The organism is Finegoldia magna (genome assembly GCF_003182075.1).
GTDB lineage: Bacteria > Bacillota > Clostridia > Tissierellales > Peptoniphilaceae > Finegoldia > Finegoldia magna.
Genome location: NZ_QGTH01000006.1, coordinates 34,240 through 49,858 on the forward strand (window position 1 = coordinate 34,240; position 15,619 = coordinate 49,858).

Annotated in this window: 20 protein-coding genes; 3 read left to right on the forward strand and 17 right to left on the reverse strand. The window is 29.1% G+C overall.

Annotated features, from left to right (window positions below; all coding sequences use genetic code 11):
- Nucleotides 1-20: 20 nt before the first annotated feature.
- Nucleotides 21-245, reverse strand: coding sequence for a preprotein translocase subunit SecG (secG, locus tag DES33_RS03465; RefSeq protein ID WP_002836307.1), 225 nt, complete (start codon nucleotides 243-245; stop codon nucleotides 21-23).
- Between the two features lie 205 nt (nucleotides 246-450).
- On the opposite strand from secG, the gene DES33_RS03470 reads away from it, so the two are divergent.
- Both DES33_RS03470 and DES33_RS03475 read left to right on the forward strand, forming a co-directional pair.
- Complete coding sequence (locus DES33_RS03470; protein WP_094208538.1) at nucleotides 451-996, forward strand: DUF3793 family protein; 546 nt, start codon at nucleotides 451-453, stop codon at nucleotides 994-996.
- A gap of 3 nt (nucleotides 997-999) precedes the next feature.
- Complete coding sequence (locus tag DES33_RS03475) at nucleotides 1,000-1,419, forward strand: flavodoxin (RefSeq protein ID WP_094205602.1); 420 nt, start codon at nucleotides 1,000-1,002, stop codon at nucleotides 1,417-1,419.
- A 120-nt stretch (nucleotides 1,420-1,539) separates the two neighbouring features.
- Here DES33_RS03475 and DES33_RS03480 read toward each other — a convergent pair whose 3' ends face one another.
- The 9 genes from DES33_RS03480 to DES33_RS03520 form a co-directional block, all read right to left on the reverse strand.
- The gene (locus DES33_RS03480; RefSeq protein WP_110058089.1) at nucleotides 1,540-1,833 is read right to left on the reverse strand and encodes an IS3 family transposase; all 294 of its coding nucleotides are present in this window, start codon (nucleotides 1,831-1,833) and stop codon (nucleotides 1,540-1,542) included.
- The gene (locus DES33_RS03485) at nucleotides 1,769-2,293 is read right to left on the reverse strand and encodes an IS3 family transposase (protein WP_170111615.1); all 525 of its coding nucleotides are present in this window, start codon (nucleotides 2,291-2,293) and stop codon (nucleotides 1,769-1,771) included. The genes DES33_RS03480 and DES33_RS03485 overlap by 65 nt, the downstream gene beginning before the upstream one ends.
- A gap of 98 nt (nucleotides 2,294-2,391) precedes the next feature.
- Nucleotides 2,392-2,985, reverse strand: coding sequence for a helix-turn-helix domain-containing protein (locus DES33_RS03490; protein ID WP_110058091.1), 594 nt, complete (start codon nucleotides 2,983-2,985; stop codon nucleotides 2,392-2,394).
- Nucleotides 2,986-3,067: 82 nt separating this feature from the next.
- Nucleotides 3,068-3,541: a hypothetical protein gene (locus tag DES33_RS03495; protein ID WP_035109473.1), complete on the reverse strand. Its 474-nt coding sequence runs from the start codon at nucleotides 3,539-3,541 to the stop codon at nucleotides 3,068-3,070.
- 76 nt (nucleotides 3,542-3,617) lie between these two features.
- Nucleotides 3,618-4,106: a pantetheine-phosphate adenylyltransferase gene (gene coaD, locus DES33_RS03500; RefSeq protein ID WP_094224630.1), complete on the reverse strand. Its 489-nt coding sequence runs from the start codon at nucleotides 4,104-4,106 to the stop codon at nucleotides 3,618-3,620.
- Nucleotides 4,099-4,659: a 16S rRNA (guanine(966)-N(2))-methyltransferase RsmD gene (rsmD, locus tag DES33_RS03505; protein ID WP_002836302.1), complete on the reverse strand. Its 561-nt coding sequence runs from the start codon at nucleotides 4,657-4,659 to the stop codon at nucleotides 4,099-4,101. Before rsmD ends, coaD begins: the two co-directional genes overlap by 8 nt.
- An 8-nt stretch (nucleotides 4,660-4,667) precedes the next feature.
- Nucleotides 4,668-6,704 carry an ATP-dependent DNA helicase RecG gene (recG, locus tag DES33_RS03510; protein WP_094224629.1) on the reverse strand — a complete coding sequence of 679 codons (2,037 nt, stop codon included), beginning with the start codon at nucleotides 6,702-6,704 and terminating at the stop codon, nucleotides 4,668-4,670.
- Nucleotides 6,705-6,793: 89 nt separating this feature from the next.
- A complete protein-coding gene (locus DES33_RS03515; protein WP_094224628.1) occupies nucleotides 6,794-8,419 on the reverse strand; it encodes a DAK2 domain-containing protein in 1,626 nt (541 codons plus the stop codon).
- An 8-nt stretch (nucleotides 8,420-8,427) separates the two neighbouring features.
- Nucleotides 8,428-8,790 carry an Asp23/Gls24 family envelope stress response protein gene (locus DES33_RS03520; protein ID WP_002836299.1) on the reverse strand — a complete coding sequence of 121 codons (363 nt, stop codon included), beginning with the start codon at nucleotides 8,788-8,790 and terminating at the stop codon, nucleotides 8,428-8,430.
- 179 nt (nucleotides 8,791-8,969) lie between these two features.
- On the opposite strand from DES33_RS03520, the gene rpmB reads away from it, so the two are divergent.
- Complete coding sequence (gene rpmB / locus DES33_RS03525) at nucleotides 8,970-9,185, forward strand: 50S ribosomal protein L28 (protein ID WP_002836298.1); 216 nt, start codon at nucleotides 8,970-8,972, stop codon at nucleotides 9,183-9,185.
- Between the two features lie 29 nt (nucleotides 9,186-9,214).
- Here the strand turns inward: rpmB and DES33_RS03530 are convergent, their stop codons facing one another.
- Genes DES33_RS03530 through rlmN form a run of 7 tightly spaced genes read right to left on the reverse strand, consistent with a single transcriptional unit; the run spans nucleotide 9,215 to nucleotide 15,574 of the window.
- Nucleotides 9,215-9,847, reverse strand: coding sequence for a thiamine diphosphokinase (locus tag DES33_RS03530; protein ID WP_094223404.1), 633 nt, complete (start codon nucleotides 9,845-9,847; stop codon nucleotides 9,215-9,217).
- Nucleotides 9,844-10,383, reverse strand: a complete 540-nt coding sequence (thiT, locus tag DES33_RS03535; protein WP_094223403.1) for an energy-coupled thiamine transporter ThiT — start codon at nucleotides 10,381-10,383, stop codon at nucleotides 9,844-9,846. The genes DES33_RS03530 and thiT overlap by 4 nt, the downstream gene beginning before the upstream one ends.
- Before the next feature lie 16 nt (nucleotides 10,384-10,399).
- Nucleotides 10,400-11,050, reverse strand: a complete 651-nt coding sequence (gene rpe / locus DES33_RS03540; protein ID WP_094223402.1) for a ribulose-phosphate 3-epimerase — start codon at nucleotides 11,048-11,050, stop codon at nucleotides 10,400-10,402.
- Nucleotides 11,050-11,928, reverse strand: a complete 879-nt coding sequence (gene rsgA, locus DES33_RS03545; RefSeq protein ID WP_094224626.1) for a ribosome small subunit-dependent GTPase A — start codon at nucleotides 11,926-11,928, stop codon at nucleotides 11,050-11,052. The genes rpe and rsgA overlap by 1 nt, the downstream gene beginning before the upstream one ends.
- A complete protein-coding gene (pknB, locus tag DES33_RS03550; RefSeq protein WP_094224625.1) occupies nucleotides 11,918-13,801 on the reverse strand; it encodes a Stk1 family PASTA domain-containing Ser/Thr kinase in 1,884 nt (627 codons plus the stop codon). Before pknB ends, rsgA begins: the two co-directional genes overlap by 11 nt.
- The gene (locus DES33_RS03555) at nucleotides 13,791-14,528 is read right to left on the reverse strand and encodes a Stp1/IreP family PP2C-type Ser/Thr phosphatase (protein WP_094224624.1); all 738 of its coding nucleotides are present in this window, start codon (nucleotides 14,526-14,528) and stop codon (nucleotides 13,791-13,793) included. Before DES33_RS03555 ends, pknB begins: the two co-directional genes overlap by 11 nt.
- Entirely contained in the window at nucleotides 14,525-15,574 is a 1,050-nt protein-coding gene (rlmN, locus tag DES33_RS03560) for a dual-specificity RNA methyltransferase RlmN (protein WP_094224623.1), read from the reverse strand. Before rlmN ends, DES33_RS03555 begins: the two co-directional genes overlap by 4 nt.
- Between the last annotated feature and the right edge of the window lie 45 nt (nucleotides 15,575-15,619).

The window sequence follows — 15,619 nt, forward strand, 5'->3', positions numbered from 1 at the left end:
TACTCCTTTCAACTATTAAATTATTTTATATATGCTAACGCCAAAGCTGAAACCAAGAATATAACTGATGATACAATAACAACTCTGTTAATATAATTATCCTTAGTTAATCTTCCACCATGTCCACCGACATTAGTTTCGCCTGTTAACGCTGCCATCCCTTCTGATTTAGTTTCTTGACTCATCACTGCAATTATTATTACAATGCTGGCAATTACTAAAATTACTGAAAAAATAGTCTTCATTTATACACCTCATTTCAATTAAGTTGATATATAAAATATAACATAGACATTCGATATTATCAAGATACTTCATATATCATTATTGCACAAAGATATTATACCACAAATTTCTTTGAATTTAATTGATAATCAGTATTGATTTATCAAAAATCATGTGCTATACTTATTGTGATATCAATTATCAATACTTATTATAGAGGTGGTTATGTTACAAGACATATTATTAGAACATTGTTATCCCACACTAAGTAATCTCAAATTTGCAAATATGATAAATGTTGATTATACAGATAGCATATTTGAAGACATATTTAAATTAAACGAAAAATTATCAGAATATAATTTTAGCTTAATTATTTTAAAGCAAACTAGAAAAAAGTTGTTGCTGTACTTAATAAATTACAATTTAATAGAAAACTATAATGATAAGAGGCTGCAAAATGCTTTGAAAAGTTATGGTTATCCTGCGGATAATTTTAATAGCAGCATAAATTTTTTAAAGAAAAGATTACTTGAAAATGAATTTCCTCATGAAATCGGATTCTTCTTAGGGTATCCCTACGAGGATGTGCTTGGTTTTATCAATTACAACGGAAAAAATGAATGTATTTCTGGAAAATGGAAAGTATATTCTGATGTAGAAAAAGCAAAAGATATATTTAAAAAATATGACTATGCTAAGCTCGTAACAAAAAGATTATCATTACAAGGAAATAACTTGTTTGATATAATAAATTATTTTAAGGAGTAAATAATGAATTTATTAATTTTATACTGGTCTCAAACTGGTAACACTGAAAAAATGGCTCAAATTATTAAAGAAGAATGTGAGTCAAAAGGATCTAAAGTCGAAATGGTATTTAGTGATGATTATAAAAACTACGATATAGACAATTTCGATGTCATTGCTTTTGGGTGCCCTGCTATGGGTGATGAAGAACTAGAAGATACTTCATTTGAACCGATGTTTTCTGATTTAGAAAATACATTAAGTGATAAAAAAATTGCTCTCTTTGGTTCTTATGAATGGAACAACGGTGAATGGATGGGCTTTTGGAAAGAAAGATGTTCGAAAAATAATTTAAACGTTATTGATACTGTAATTTGCTATGATACACCAGACGAAAATTCTACTGCTGATATCAAAAAATTTGCAGATAATTTATTAAAATAATACTTAAAAAAGCTTGGTAGTCTAAGGTGACCCCAAAAAGTTGGACTTTGTACCAGAGACATTTAAAAATATTTGTCTCTGGTTTTTTTTGTCCTATTCTACCCATAGAGGTAGAAATTTTTATGCTACATTTTTCTTTCTATATTCTACTGGTGATAAATATCCTAGTTTTTCTTTTATCCTTTCTTCATTGTAATATTTTATGAAATCTTCTATTGTTTGTTTTAAGTGTTCGTATGAATAGAATTTATTTCCGTAGTATATTTCTTGTTTTAATATTCCAAAGAAGTTTTCCATTGGAGAGTTATCTAAGCAATTTCCTTTTCTTGACATGGATTGAGTGATACCGTTAGATTCTAGTTTTGATGTGTATTGATCTATTTGGTATGCCCAGCCTTGATCTGAGTGAAATATTCTTTTTTCTTTTGTTAGTTATTTCTATGGCTTTGTTTAAGGCTTTTAGGATTGGTTCTAGAGTTGGTTGTTTTGATATTTCATAGCTTAGTATTTCACTGTTGTACATATCTAAATATGGATTTAGATAAAGTTTCTTTATTTGGTAGGTCCCTGATTTATCTTTTTCAAAATAATTAAATTCTGTTGTGTCAGTTGTTATTTGTGTATATGGTTTTTCTACTTTAAAGTTTCTTTTTATTTTGTTGTCTGCTACTTTCCCTACTTGTCCTTTGTAGGATGAGTATTTTCTTGATTTTCTTGAAAAACTTTTTACTTGAAGTTTTAGATTTTGAACTAATCTTTGTACTTTCTTTTTGTTTATTTTTAGTCCTAATCTTTTTAACATAGCAGTTATTCTTCTGTATCCATAGTTTGGATTTTCTTTTCTAATTTTGAGTATTTTGTTTTCTATTTCCATATCTTTATTTGGTCTATTTATGCGTTTTTGCCAATACATATATGTTGATTTTGGAAGATTGAAGTATTTTAACAAGTCTTTTAATTTGTATTTATTTCTTAAAATCCCGATTGTTTCAGTAATTGTCTTATTTCTGCATCTGTCATTTGAGACAATTCTATATTTTTTTTTATTGCATCATTTTCTAATTGAAGCCAATAGTTTTTTTCTTCTAATTTCTTTATTTTTTCTTTTAATTGTGTTTCTGTTAATGAATTATCTCCTAAATTAGTTAAGTTTTCTGATGAATCTATTTTGATATCTTTTGATTTCTTTGGGGATTTTGGCATTTTTGAAGATCTTCCTCTCTTTTTGGGTTTTAGTCCTTCTATGCCTTTTTCTCTAAAGTCGTTTACCCATCTTGCTATCATTGAAGGATTATTTATCTTTAATTCATTTGCTAGGCTTTGATAGGACATTTCTCCTATTAAGTACAAGTTTACTACATTTAACTTAAATTCCAAAGTGTGTTGTGTATTTTTTCTTTTTACTTTTATTCCTTCATAGCCTTGTGACTTGTATGCATTTACCCATTTTCTTATTATGCTTTCTGAAGGTATACAATATTTATTTGATAAAGTTTTATATGAGGTATTAGATTCTAAATACTCTTTTACCACTTTCGTTTTGAATTCTATGCTATATTTTGCCATTAAAAAACTGACCTCCTTAAGTTAGTTTTTAGGTCTAACTTTTGGGGGTCAGTTCAGTCATCTAAAACTACCAAGCTTTTTATTAGCCTTTTAATTCATTTCTGTTTTCTTGTAATTCTTCCAATAGATTGTTCAATTTGTCTTGAGTTGTTTCCAACATTTCATCGATATATTGGATAGATTGACTCTTTAATAGTCTAGCATTGTTTTCAGCTTGAGAAGTAATTTCTTCTGCATTTTTTTGAGCTGCAATAGTAACATCGTGTTCATTTACCATTGTTTCAAATCTGTTTCGAGCTTCTTGGTCTATTTTTTCTGCTTCTTTGTAAGCTTGAGTTCTAATATTTTCAGATTCTCTGTTAGCTTCATCAATAATTCTATTCTTTTCAGCATTAGTCCATTGAGCTTGTTTGATTTCTTCTGGTAAATTTTCTCTCATATCTTTTAAAACTGATAGAAGTTCTTCTCTTTCAACCATAACTTTTTTAGAAAATGGAACTGTTGATGCTTCATCAAGTATGTCTTCCATTTCTTCTATTAACTTAATAATATCCATGTAACCCTCCTGCATTGAGCTAATTATTCTTACAATTATTATAATAAAAATATCAAATTAATTCAAGATAAAGCATTTATTTATCGTTAAATTTATCCTTTATATCTTCAATGATATTTTCAGGAACAAGTTCTGATATATCAGCGCCGTAGGAAGCTATCTCTCTTACTATAGAAGACGAAAGAAATGCATATTTGCCATCTGCAACTAAAAACAATGTTTCTAATTCATTATTTAATTTCTTATTAGCCAAAGACATTTGCATTTCTGATTCAAAATCACTAACAGCACGTAGTCCCCTTATAATTGTACTACATCCTATTTGTTTTGCAAAATCTACAGTCAATCCTTCAAATTGATGAACTCTTACATTAGATAAATGGCTACAAGATTTTTTAATCATCGAAACTCTTTGTTCAAGAGAAAATGTGCTTTTCTTTTGAATGTTTTTTACAACAGCTACATTTACTTCTTCAAAAATTTTTGCACTTCTTTCAATAATATCCATGTGTCCATTCGTAATTGGATCAAAACTACCCGGATATAATACCTTTGTTTTATTCATTATCATTCCTCAAAAAATATATATTCTTCTTTTTACCATATTGTTTTTGTTTTTCTAATTTCAAATTTTTGAAATATTCATCAGACAATTCTTTTTCGGATTCTAATATAACAAGACAATCATCATTTAAAAGATCATTATCTATTAGCATCTGAATGGATTCTTTGTAATAATTTAATCTTTCATAAGGCGGATCGATAAAAACATAATCAAATTTTAATCCTTGTCTTCTGATATTTAATAAATTTTTCTTAAAATCTCCTTTAAAGACTTTTGCGAATTCCTGTGATTTTGTATGCTCAATATTTTCATTGATGCATTTTATATTATCATTAGAAGCTTCACTAAATACTACTAAATCACATCCACGACTTATGAACTCTATACCAACTGCTCCACTTCCTGCAAATAAATCTAATGCTTTAGAATTAGGTTTTACTTGAAAAATCACGCTGAATATAGCTTCTTTTATTTTACCCTCTGTCGGTCTTGTAAATCTATCTAAATCGGTATTTAAGTTCATACCTCTCATTTTTCCTGAAATAACTTTCATTTCTCACCTCAATTAAAAATAACATTTTCTAGTAATTTATCTTTAAACTTATTAATTTCTTCATCCAAATACATATATTCTTTAGTTTCGCATAAATCATTCGTATATATATACTCAGTTATCACAGCAGCCTTTTCTATCAAATCATAGTCTTTTTCTAGATCTGCTATGTTTAGAAGTGGTATTCCTGATTGTCTAGTTCCTAACAAATCACCACTACCTCTCATCATCAAATCCTTTTGTGATAGTTCAAATCCGCTGTTCGTCTTAACCATAATATTCATTCTTTCCATTTGTTCATCAGAATGTGCATTATTGATAAGAATACAATAAGATTGATCTGAAGATCTGCCCACTCTACCTCTTAGTTGATGAAGTTGTGAAAGTCCAAATCTTTCTGCATTATATATAACAATTACATTTGCTTTTTTGACATCAACGCCAACTTCAATAACTGTTGTAGATACCAATATTTTTGTTTTTCCGTCTACAAAATCTTTCATAATTTCTTCTTTTTCTGCAGATTTCATTTTACCGTGTAACATTCCAACATTTATACCAGAAAAATACTCACTAGATAACCTATTGTAAAGTTCTGTTACATTCTCTAAATCCAATGCTCCAGATTCTTCTATCAATGGACACACAACATAAGCTTGAAACCCATTTTCAACTTGTTTTCTGATAAAAGCTGCTATTCTTTTTTCATAACTAAATCCAACAGAATATGTTTCTATTACTTTTCTGCCTTTAGGCATTTCATTTATTGTTGATATATCCAAATCCCCATAGTAAGAAAGTGCTAAAGTTCTTGGAATTGGAGTAGCTGTCATCACAAGAACATCTGGATTTTGTCCCTTGTCTGAAATTTTCTTCCTTTGTCCTACACCAAATCTATGTTGTTCATCGGTAATTACGAGTCCAAGCTTTTTAAATTCCACAAAATCTTGAATTATTGCATGCGTACCAACTATGACATCAAAATAACCCGACTTTATTCCTTCTAAAACAGAATCTTTTTCCGATTTTGTTAAATCAGATTTTAATAAACAAACTTTTAACCCAAATTTTGAAAAATCATCCGATAAGTTTTCATAATGTTGTGTCGCTAAAATATCCGTAGGAGCCATAAAAGCTGATTGATAACCACTTGAATATGATTTGAATATCGCTGATTCAGCTACTATTGTCTTTCCACTTCCTACATCTCCTTGAACCAATCTATTCATTCTCTTTTTAGATGTCATATCACTTTCAATATCTCTAATTGCTTCTAACTGCCCTTTTGTAAGTTCAAATTTTAAAGACTGTATGAAAATATCCATGCTTTCGTCAGTTTGAAATTTTATATAATTTTGTTCGTTTAGTGTTGTCTTCATTGATTTCATTGCCAATTGCATTATAATAACTTCTTCAAGAACAAGCGCTGTCCTAGCTCGTTTAAATTGTGCATAATCCACAGGTTTGTGTATGTTTTTTATTGCATTTCTTTTGTTCTCAATATCGTAGTTTTTAATCATACTATAAGGAATAACATTTTTAATTTCATCAATACAATGTTTAATAGCAAAATCAATGAATTTAATCATATCATTATTTGTAACGCCTTTTTTTACTTTGTAAATTGGATAAATAATGCCCAATTTTCCACCAAAAGTTTTACTTAAAATTGGTGACGATATCTTGAATTGATTTTGAACTCTATTTATTTTCCCATACAAATAGTAAGTAGTGTTTGGTAGCATTTGATTTCTGATAAAAGGCTGATTAAACCATGACACACTTATTTTAGAAGTATCGTCAAAAGCAATAGCAGATGTTAAATTTAAATTTCTTCTAAGATATTTAGTTACAGGTTTTGAAATAAATTTGACTTTTATAACGCAGTTTTCTTCATTCCTTGTATCTATAATGTTTTTAATGATCGATCTATTTTCGTACCTATACGGGAAATAATTCAATAAATCATTAACATCAAAAATACCCATTGAGTTTAAAACTTCTAATTTTTTCTTTCCTATTCCTTTTACTTCTGATAATTGCATAACTCACCACACAAAAAAATCCCTACATTAAACATACAAATAATAGACCGATGAAAATCGATCTATTATCTGTAATTATTTGTAAGGAGTTATTCTATTGAAAATACATAGTAATATAAAGGTTGAGATCCTTCGACAACTTCAATATCAATGTTTTTATATTCTTCTTCCAAACTATCTTTCAACTTATTAGCAACCATTTCATCACAGCCTTCACCGTAATAAATTGTAACCAATGAATCGTCTTTTTGAATTAGTTGTCTCAATAAATCCATTGAAACTTTATTAATATCATTACCAACCGCTCTGATATTCTTTTGGTCAAGACCGATAATGTCATCTTTCTTTACTTTAATATCTGACATATTTAAATCTTTTACCGCAAAAGTAACTTCACCAGTCTTAACTGTTGCTATTACATCGTTAAAACTATCAAAGTTTTCTTCTGCACTTGCTTCTTCATTGAATGCTAAAAGAGCCGAAATAGATTGTGGTACGGCTTTTGTCTCTACAACAAATACTTCTTTATCAACTATTTGTTTTGCTTGATTAGCTGATAATATGATGTTCTTATTGTTAGGAAATACAAAAACTGTCTTTGCATTAACTTTTTCTATAGAATTAACTATATCTTCAGTTGAAGGATTCATTGTTTGTCCACCAGTAATCACTTCATCAACATTTAACATATCGAAAACTTTACTGAATCCTTTACCACTGCTAACAACCACAAATCCAAAATCTTTTTCTGGTTCTGAAGGTTTTGTAGAAGCTTGACTAATTTCTTCTTCAGTAGAATGCAAGTTTTGATGTTGCAATCTCATATTATCTATTTTGATATCTCTTAGAGCACCTAATTCCATGGCAATTTCTAAAACTTTACCAGGATTATTAGTATGAATATGAGTTTTGATTACTCCATCACCTTTTACAACTAGTAAACAATCCCCAAAGTTTTCTAATTTTGATCTATATGAATTTTCATCTGCATCAGTCATTATAAAAAATTCAGTACAATATCCGAATTCTATTTCTTCATCTGATACAACATTCGTATTTTCATTAATAGTTCTAGAAGATTCGTCAATTACTGTTTCGGAAATCAATTTTTCATTATCGTAATTTAAAACGCCTTCTAAGAATAACATTAAACCTTGTCCACCTGCATCAACTACGTCGGCTTCTTTCAAAACAGGTAACATTTCTTTAGTTTTAAGAAGTGCCTTGTTACCTTCAGATATAATATCTGTCAAAAATTCTTTGATGTCTTCATAATTTTGGTAGTTTTGATCAGCAAACTCACCCATACATCTAGAAACTGTAAGAATTGTTCCTTCTGTTGGTTTCATTACAGCTTTGTATGCAGTTTTATAACTTTCAACAAATCCATCTCTTAGTGCAAATATATTAAATTCAGTATAATCTTTAAATCCATTATAAAAACCTCTCATGATTTGAGAAGTAATTACACCAGAATTTCCTCTAGCTCCCATAAGAGAACCATCACTCATGGCTTTAGCTAAATTTGCAATACTCAAATCAGTTACGCCATTGACTTTAGAAATAGCTGATTTAATTGTCAATGTCATATTAGTGCCAGTATCTCCATCTGGAACTGGAAAAACATTTAAGCTATTTACTATTTCTCTTTTATTTTCTAAGTTCTTAAATCCCGCTAGAAGGCAATTCTTGAACAGTGTTGCGTCATTCTTCATTGTGCCCCCTATTTTTCTTCGTTTATTCTCATATCTTGAACAAGAACATTAACACATTCTACTTCAAGACCAGTTTTGTTTTCTACACTATATTTAACTGTATCAATGATATTTTGGCAAACCACAGCAATTTTAGTACCATATTCCAAAACTACAGTTAAATCTATTACAATTTTATTATTTTTTGTATAAACTTTTACTCCCTTACTCATATTATCTTTATTGAGTAACATTAAAAATCCGTCTGATAAATTTTTATAAGCTAGTCCAACAATCCCGTAACAAGTCATAGCTGTTTCACTAGCAATAGTTCTAACGATATTATCTGATATTAATATTGAACCATATTCGTTATCAATTTTAGTAGTCATATTACCTCCTATTTGTGATACCTAATTAATTATATTATACTCTTTTAATGTTTAAGATTCTAATTTACATATTAATACTATATTATTATAACATATTTTAGCTCTAAAAGCTTGAAATTCAGTTTTAAAATATGCTATAATATCAAGAGACATTTGAAAAAGAACCAGGAGGTGTAATTATGTCCAAAAAATGTGAAATTTGTGGTAAATCAAGAACTTTCGGAAATAATAGATCATTTTCTTTAAGATCTTCAAATAGAAGCTGGGCACCTAACATCAGAAAAGTTAGAGCTTTAGTCGATGGCAAACCAAAAAGAATCAATGTATGCACTAGATGCTTAAGATCAGGTTTAGTTGAAAGACCTCAATTTATCAAAACAACAGAAGAAGAATAAAACAAAGAGTCGAAAACTTCGACTCTTTTTTAATCTCTAGAATCAATTAAAAGGCCATATCCCTCTATTAATTCTATATATGCTTTTTTATTTTTTATTTTATTACTAATCGTCAATGTTGAACAAAAATCAACATCTAAAAATTCGCTGTCGTATTCAAAACCATTTAACCTAATTTTCATTCCACTATTCGATAAAACTACAATGGAAATATAGTCATATCTCATAACACATTCTGTGCTTTCTCCTAAGAATTTAATTATATTATTGTTACCAATAAATATAAGTTCAATTCCTTTTTCATAGCATTTTTTTGAATAAATTAAATTCGACATTGTGTGATCTAATCTGGTTCCTGTTGCCCCAAAAGCATATATTGTATTACAGTTCTTTTCGATTAATATATTTATTGCGGCTTCAAAATCAGTAAAATCTTTTTTGCAATTATATTTTTCAAAAATCTTGTTGTTTTCTTCCAGAAAAATTTTGTCCTCATTATTTATAGAGTCAAAATCTCCTATAGCGAAATCAAAATCTTTGTGATAATCTATGAAATATTTTGTTCCACCATCTACAGCTATTTTAAAGTCTGATTTTTCATAATATTCTTCAAAAAGATTCTTATCAGATAATTCCCCTGCGCAACAAATCAAACCAATCATTTTTTACTTACCTTTGATACAGGTTTAATTAAAATTAATATAACAACTATAGCTATAATTCCATTAGGAACAATGTAGGTGATGTTATATAAGAATGATCCTAGTAATGCAGGAATATCTGATGGCAATGTGTCTTTGAAAAATACATAACCACTTAAAATCGCAGCTACTCCTCTCATTAAAATAGCGAATATACATGCTAAAATCATTTTATAATTAATTTTGCCACTCAAAGTTTCTTCATTACATCCTAACCCTGATAATCCTAAAGCCATATAAGCTATTGGATAATCTAGCATATATTGTATTGGGTGAATAACGTAAGGATCAACAAAGCTATCCAAAACTCCATACATTAATCCAATTACAATCCCTGGTTTTAGCCCCCATCTTAGTCCAAATAATAAAATCGGAACATATCCCGCTAGGGAAACAGATCCTCCTCTTGGCATTTTAAAAATAACAATACTGTTTAGCACAGCTGTCAGAGCTAAAGTAATTGCCCCTTCAACCATAAATCTCAAATTTTTGTTCAAGATATCCTCCTTTTAACTATAATTTTTGATTGTAAATATCTAGTTGCGATTCTATGTCATGATTAAAAACATCTGAACCACTTACAATTAGATTAGCTCCAGATTCTAACACTTTATCGACATTAGAAGTTTTTACCCCTCCATCAACTTCCAATATAATATCTTTTTTTGATGTTTCTATCATTTCTCTTGCATCTTTTATTTTTGAATATTGACTCTCTATAAAGGATTGTCCTCCAAAGCCTGGATTTACACTCATTACAAGTATTATATCCAAATCATCAATAATATAATCACAACATCCCAATCCTGTAGATGGATTAAGTGCTAATCCACATTTTTTTCCAGCTTTATGAACAGTCTGAATAATCCTATGTGGATGAAAAGTTGCTTCTGGATGAAAAGTAATTATATCAGCTCCGGCATTCAAAATGTCATCTATAATATTTTCTGGTTTGTTAACCATCAAGTGACAATCAAGAATAAAGTCCGGATATTTTTCTCTTATTTGTTTTATAACTGCTGGACCAAAAGAAATATTTGGCACAAAATTTCCGTCCATAACATCCAAATGCAAATATTTTATTCCCTTATTTTTTAATATATCTAAGTTTTTTTCTAATTCAAAAAAGTTACACGCCAACAAAGACGGACTTAAATTAGCCATTAATACCTCCTAATTTTTTTGTATTCTTCAACTATCTTCAAATAATTATCATATCTACTCTGAGATATTTCTCCAATTTCAACAAGTCTTTTTATTTCACATTTTGGTTCATTAATGTGATCACAATTATTGAACTTACATCTTAAACTATGTTTTCTAAATTCTACAAAATTATTTTTAATTTCGGACTTGTCATCTAAAAAAGACAAATCAAAAGAACTAAAACCCGGTGTGTCTAAAACGTAAGTATTGTCATCTACCATTTTAATTTCAATGTGTCTTGTCGTTTGCTTTCCTCGCTGAGTTTTATCACTTATTTTACCAGAAATAAAATCCTCACTTGGAAATATTTTTTTTAAAGTACTAGATTTCCCTGCTCCACTAGGACCAATAACACAATTTATATGATTTCTGAATTCATTTAATAATTCTTCATTAGTGATTGAAGATTCATTTGAGTTGAATATTACTTTATACCCAATATTTCTGTATATATCAGCAAAATATTTTTTCTCATCTTCAGATACTAAATCAGTTTTATTAAATACAATGACACAATCAATGTTATTTTTCTCAATCATTAATAGATATTTGTCTAGTAACATTAGATTAATATTAGGTGACTTAATGCTACTTAGAACGAAACATTTATCTATATTACTCACTTCAGGGCGGTGTAAAAGCACAGATCTTGGATGTATTTTTAAAATAAATCCAAGACCATTTTCTAGGTTTATATCTACTTTATCGCCTACAACTGGAGTAATTTTCTTGTTCCTAAAATTCCCCTTTGCCTTCGAAGGATACACTTCGTTTCCAACGCTTACGTAGAATAATTCCCTTTGAATTTTCGTAATAACACCTGTTTTATCCGACATTAACTAATTCTCCATTAATATAGACTTTAATATCATTATTAGCTTTTACTTTTACTTTAATTCTGATATCTCCTTCAGAAGCATCATGATTTTCTTCATATATTATATTATTTTCAGTTTCATCTTTAATAGTTACTGTGTAAATTCCTTTTTCTACAGGTTTACTTATTCTGAATACTTTATCAATCATTTCAGGTTCTTTTTTCCCTTTACTGATTATAACATCAATTGAACTATCTTTTTTTAGTTTCTTTCCAGCATCATATTGTTGCCATATAACTTGATTTGTATCATATGAATTGCTAAATTTCTTTTCAATATTTCCAATATTTAGTCCGATTGATTTTAATTTATTACTAGCTTGACTTATATCCGCTCCTATTAAATCAACCATCTCTACTAGTTCTTCTTTTTTACCTAAAGAAATTACAACATCAACTTTAGAGTCTTTACTTATGCTAGTTCCTGCATCTGGATGTTGTTGCATAATTTTTCCAGCTTCAAAATTATCGCTGTTTTCTTTAGTTATTTCACCAATTTCTAAGCCTAATTTATTTAGTTGAATTTTAGCATTTTCAATAGTCATATTGGATAAATTAGGTACAGACACCTGTTCCTCGCCTTTGCTTACAACTAATTTTATAATAGTCCCTTTTTTCACTTCTGTACTGGATTCAGGATCTTGTTCTAATACTTTTCCTGGTTCAACATTACTTTCAGTCTTATATTCTGAAACAACAGCAATTAAATTATTAGCCTTAGCTTTATTTAAAGCTTCGTTTTCCGTTAAACCAGTTAATGCAGGAACTAAAACTAGGTCTTGCTTATTCTTGTTTATATATTTCTTGCCAAATATAATTGCAACAAATACCAAAGCTGCTAAAACTATAGGCAATAGAATCCACATAAATTTTTTAGATTTATTTTTATTATCTTTTGTAGAAGATTGTTTAGGCGTTTTATAAACTGCTTCTTTTACTTCAGGTTGTTCATCATTTTCTTTAACTATTGGATTTTTAGTAGTTTTTTGATATAAATCAGAAGAATAGTTTTGATAATTTCTCAACATTTCTTTCAATTCTGTAGCTGATTTAAATCTATCATTAGGATCTTTTGCCATCGCTTTAACTATTATATCATTAAGGCCTTGTGGTAAATCATGACGAAGATTTATAGGTGGCACCAATGGATCTTGAATATGTTTCAATGCAATTCCAACAGCATTTGGTGCATCAAACGGTACTTCTCCTGTAGCCATTTGATACAATACAACACCTAATGAATATATATCACTTTTCTCATCAATAAATTTACCCTTTGCTTGTTCTGGTGAAATATAATGAACAGTTCCCAAAACAGTTGAAGTATATGTCAATGTTGCAGACGAAGAAATTCTTGCAATACCAAAATCTGTAGCTTTTAAATTATTAGATTTATCAATTAACATATTATGTGGCTTAATGTCTCTGTGAATTATTCCATTCTTATGAGCACATTCTAATGCACTTGCTATTTGAACTCCATAATTTACGATATCTTCAATCGGCAAAATTTGTTTTTCATCGATTATATCTTTTAATGTCTTACCATCGACATATTCCATTACGATGTAATTATATTTGCGACCATCAACATACGAACTTCCAACATCGAACACACTTACTATATTTGCATGAGTCAATGATGCAGCAGATTGTGCTTCCATAGCGAATTTTCTCAGAAAATCTTGGTCTTCCATATATTCATTTTTTAATACTTTTACAGCAACATATCGATTTAAAACAGTGTCCAAAGCTTTGTATACTTTGGCCATCCCGCCAACGCCGACCTCTTCTATTATCTCATATCTATCGCCTAAAACTTTACCTATCATAATTTTCCCCTTCATATAAATAAAGCGTAATAGTTATATTATCAATACCTTCGATATCATTTGCTTCATCAATCAAATTTTGAGCTATTTTATCCAAATCTGATTCTTCTTTAATAATATCAACTATATCTTCATTTTCTAATTGTGAAGTCAAACCATCTGTGCACATTAATATCAAATCACCCTTAACAAGCTCAACGTTAAAAATGTCTATATCTACAGTATCTTGAATTCCTAAAGATCTTGTAATAACATTTTTTTGTGCAAAATCAACGGCTTCTTCTTCAGTAATAGTTCCAGATGATAATAAATCATTCACAAGAGAATGGTCTACAGTTATTTGCTTTAATTCTTCATCCCTGTATAAGTACAATCTGCTATCGCCAACATTTGCAACAATAGCATTATCATCATGAACTAAACAAGCAACTATCGTTGTACCCATATTTCGATGTTCAGTATTATTTTCACTATCTTTGTAAACTTCCTCATTTGCTAAAGTAATTGCTTTACGCAATGTGCTTTCGTAATCTTTTTCATTTTCTTTTTCTTTTACGTAGTCTACAACTGTTTCGACAGCTTTTTTACTTGCAACCTCACCAGCTTTATGTCCACCCATTCCGTCGCACACAACAAGCAAGCTAAAATCATCTGTAATATAATTCATATGATAATCTTCATTAAGCTTTCTTACCAGCCCGATGTCTGTGTTTGAAGCATATTTCATTTCACACCTCTTTTAGTCATATTGTTAATTCTTAATTGTCCACAGGCTCCTTCAATATCAATGCCCTGTTTTCTTCTTATTGTAGTATTAACATTGTTTTTATTCATGTAATTCATAAATTCCATCATCTTGTTTCTATCTGGAGATTTTTGATTAAATTCTTCAATAGGATTTAATGTTATTAAGTTCAAAAGACAATTTCTATTTTTTAATAAATCGACTAGCTTGTCCATATATTTTTTTGAATCATTTACACTTTCGATTACCGTATACTCAAATCCAATTCGCCTTTTTGTTTCATCAAAATAATAGTCACAAGCATCTAGAATTTCTTCAATTGAGTATTTGTTTCCAATGGGCATTAGCTGACTTCTCTCATTATCAAATGGATTATGAAGTGAAATAGTTATGTTTATACCTATATTTTCATCTGCAAGTTTAATTATTTTATCGACTAACCCACACGTAGACAATGTTATATTTCGAATAGACATATCTTGTCCTTCTTTATTCGTAATCAGATTAATAAATCTAATAACATTATCGTAATTATCTAATGGTTCGCCTATCCCCATTAGTACCATATTGTTAATTCGTATACCCAAATCATTTTCTACCAAATATATCTGAGCGCACATTTCATAAGGTTGTAAATTCCTTAAAAAACTTTTCTTTGTCGACGCACAAAATTTACATCCCATTCTACAACCAATTTGTGTTGATAGGCATATTGAAGTGTGAGTTTTATATTCCATAAATACCGTTTCTACGATATTACCATCACTCAACTCTATAAGATATTTTTTCGTGTTGTCTAATTTTGAATCAATCCTTTTGATAATACAACAATTTTTGATAACATTGTATTCGTCTAGTTTTTTTCTTAATTCATTAGAAAAATTAGTCATATTGTTAGGATTGGATATTCTATTTTTATGAATAGCTTGAAAATACTGCAATGCTCTGAAAGATTTTTCTCCATTATTCACAAAAAATTCTTTCAGTTCGTCGACAGTCATATTTTCCAAGACAATTTTATTTTGCATATTATTCACCAATCTAAATTATATCAAAAATCTCAAGTTTTGTAA

Excerpts from the sequence above, each read along its gene's own strand:
- DES33_RS03470 (WP_094208538.1), top strand. The coding sequence starts at position 451 with ATGTTACAAGACATATTATTAGAACATTGTTATCCCACACTAAGTAAT.
- DES33_RS03530 (WP_094223404.1), bottom strand. The coding sequence starts at position 9,847 with ATGATTGGTTTGATTTGTTGCGCAGGGGAATTATCTGATAAGAATCTT.
- recG (WP_094224629.1), bottom strand. The coding sequence starts at position 6,704 with ATGCAATTATCAGAAGTAAAAGGAATAGGAAAGAAAAAATTAGAAGTT.
- rlmN (WP_094224623.1), bottom strand. The coding sequence starts at position 15,574 with ATGCAAAATAAAATTGTCTTGGAAAATATGACTGTCGACGAACTGAAA.
- DES33_RS03520 (WP_002836299.1), bottom strand. The coding sequence starts at position 8,790 with ATGACTACTAAAATTGATAACGAATATGGTTCAATATTAATATCAGAT.
- coaD (WP_094224630.1), bottom strand. The coding sequence starts at position 4,106 with ATGAATAAAACAAAGGTATTATATCCGGGTAGTTTTGATCCAATTACG.
- DES33_RS03475 (WP_094205602.1), top strand. The coding sequence starts at position 1,000 with ATGAATTTATTAATTTTATACTGGTCTCAAACTGGTAACACTGAAAAA.
- secG (WP_002836307.1), bottom strand. The coding sequence starts at position 245 with ATGAAGACTATTTTTTCAGTAATTTTAGTAATTGCCAGCATTGTAATA.
- pknB (WP_094224625.1), bottom strand. The coding sequence starts at position 13,801 with ATGATAGGTAAAGTTTTAGGCGATAGATATGAGATAATAGAAGAGGTC.
- rsgA (WP_094224626.1), bottom strand. The coding sequence starts at position 11,928 with ATGTCGGATAAAACAGGTGTTATTACGAAAATTCAAAGGGAATTATTC.
- DES33_RS03515 (WP_094224628.1), bottom strand. The coding sequence starts at position 8,419 with ATGAAGAATGACGCAACACTGTTCAAGAATTGCCTTCTAGCGGGATTT.
- rpe (WP_094223402.1), bottom strand. The coding sequence starts at position 11,050 with ATGGCTAATTTAAGTCCGTCTTTGTTGGCGTGTAACTTTTTTGAATTA.
- rsmD (WP_002836302.1), bottom strand. The coding sequence starts at position 4,659 with ATGAAAGTTATTTCAGGAAAAATGAGAGGTATGAACTTAAATACCGAT.
- DES33_RS03495 (WP_035109473.1), bottom strand. The coding sequence starts at position 3,541 with ATGGATATTATTAAGTTAATAGAAGAAATGGAAGACATACTTGATGAA.
- DES33_RS03490 (WP_110058091.1), bottom strand. The coding sequence starts at position 2,985 with ATGGCAAAATATAGCATAGAATTCAAAACGAAAGTGGTAAAAGAGTAT.
- rpmB (WP_002836298.1), top strand. The coding sequence starts at position 8,970 with ATGTCCAAAAAATGTGAAATTTGTGGTAAATCAAGAACTTTCGGAAAT.
- DES33_RS03555 (WP_094224624.1), bottom strand. The coding sequence starts at position 14,528 with ATGAAATATGCTTCAAACACAGACATCGGGCTGGTAAGAAAGCTTAAT.
- DES33_RS03485 (WP_170111615.1), bottom strand. The coding sequence starts at position 2,293 with ATGGAAATAGAAAACAAAATACTCAAAATTAGAAAAGAAAATCCAAAC.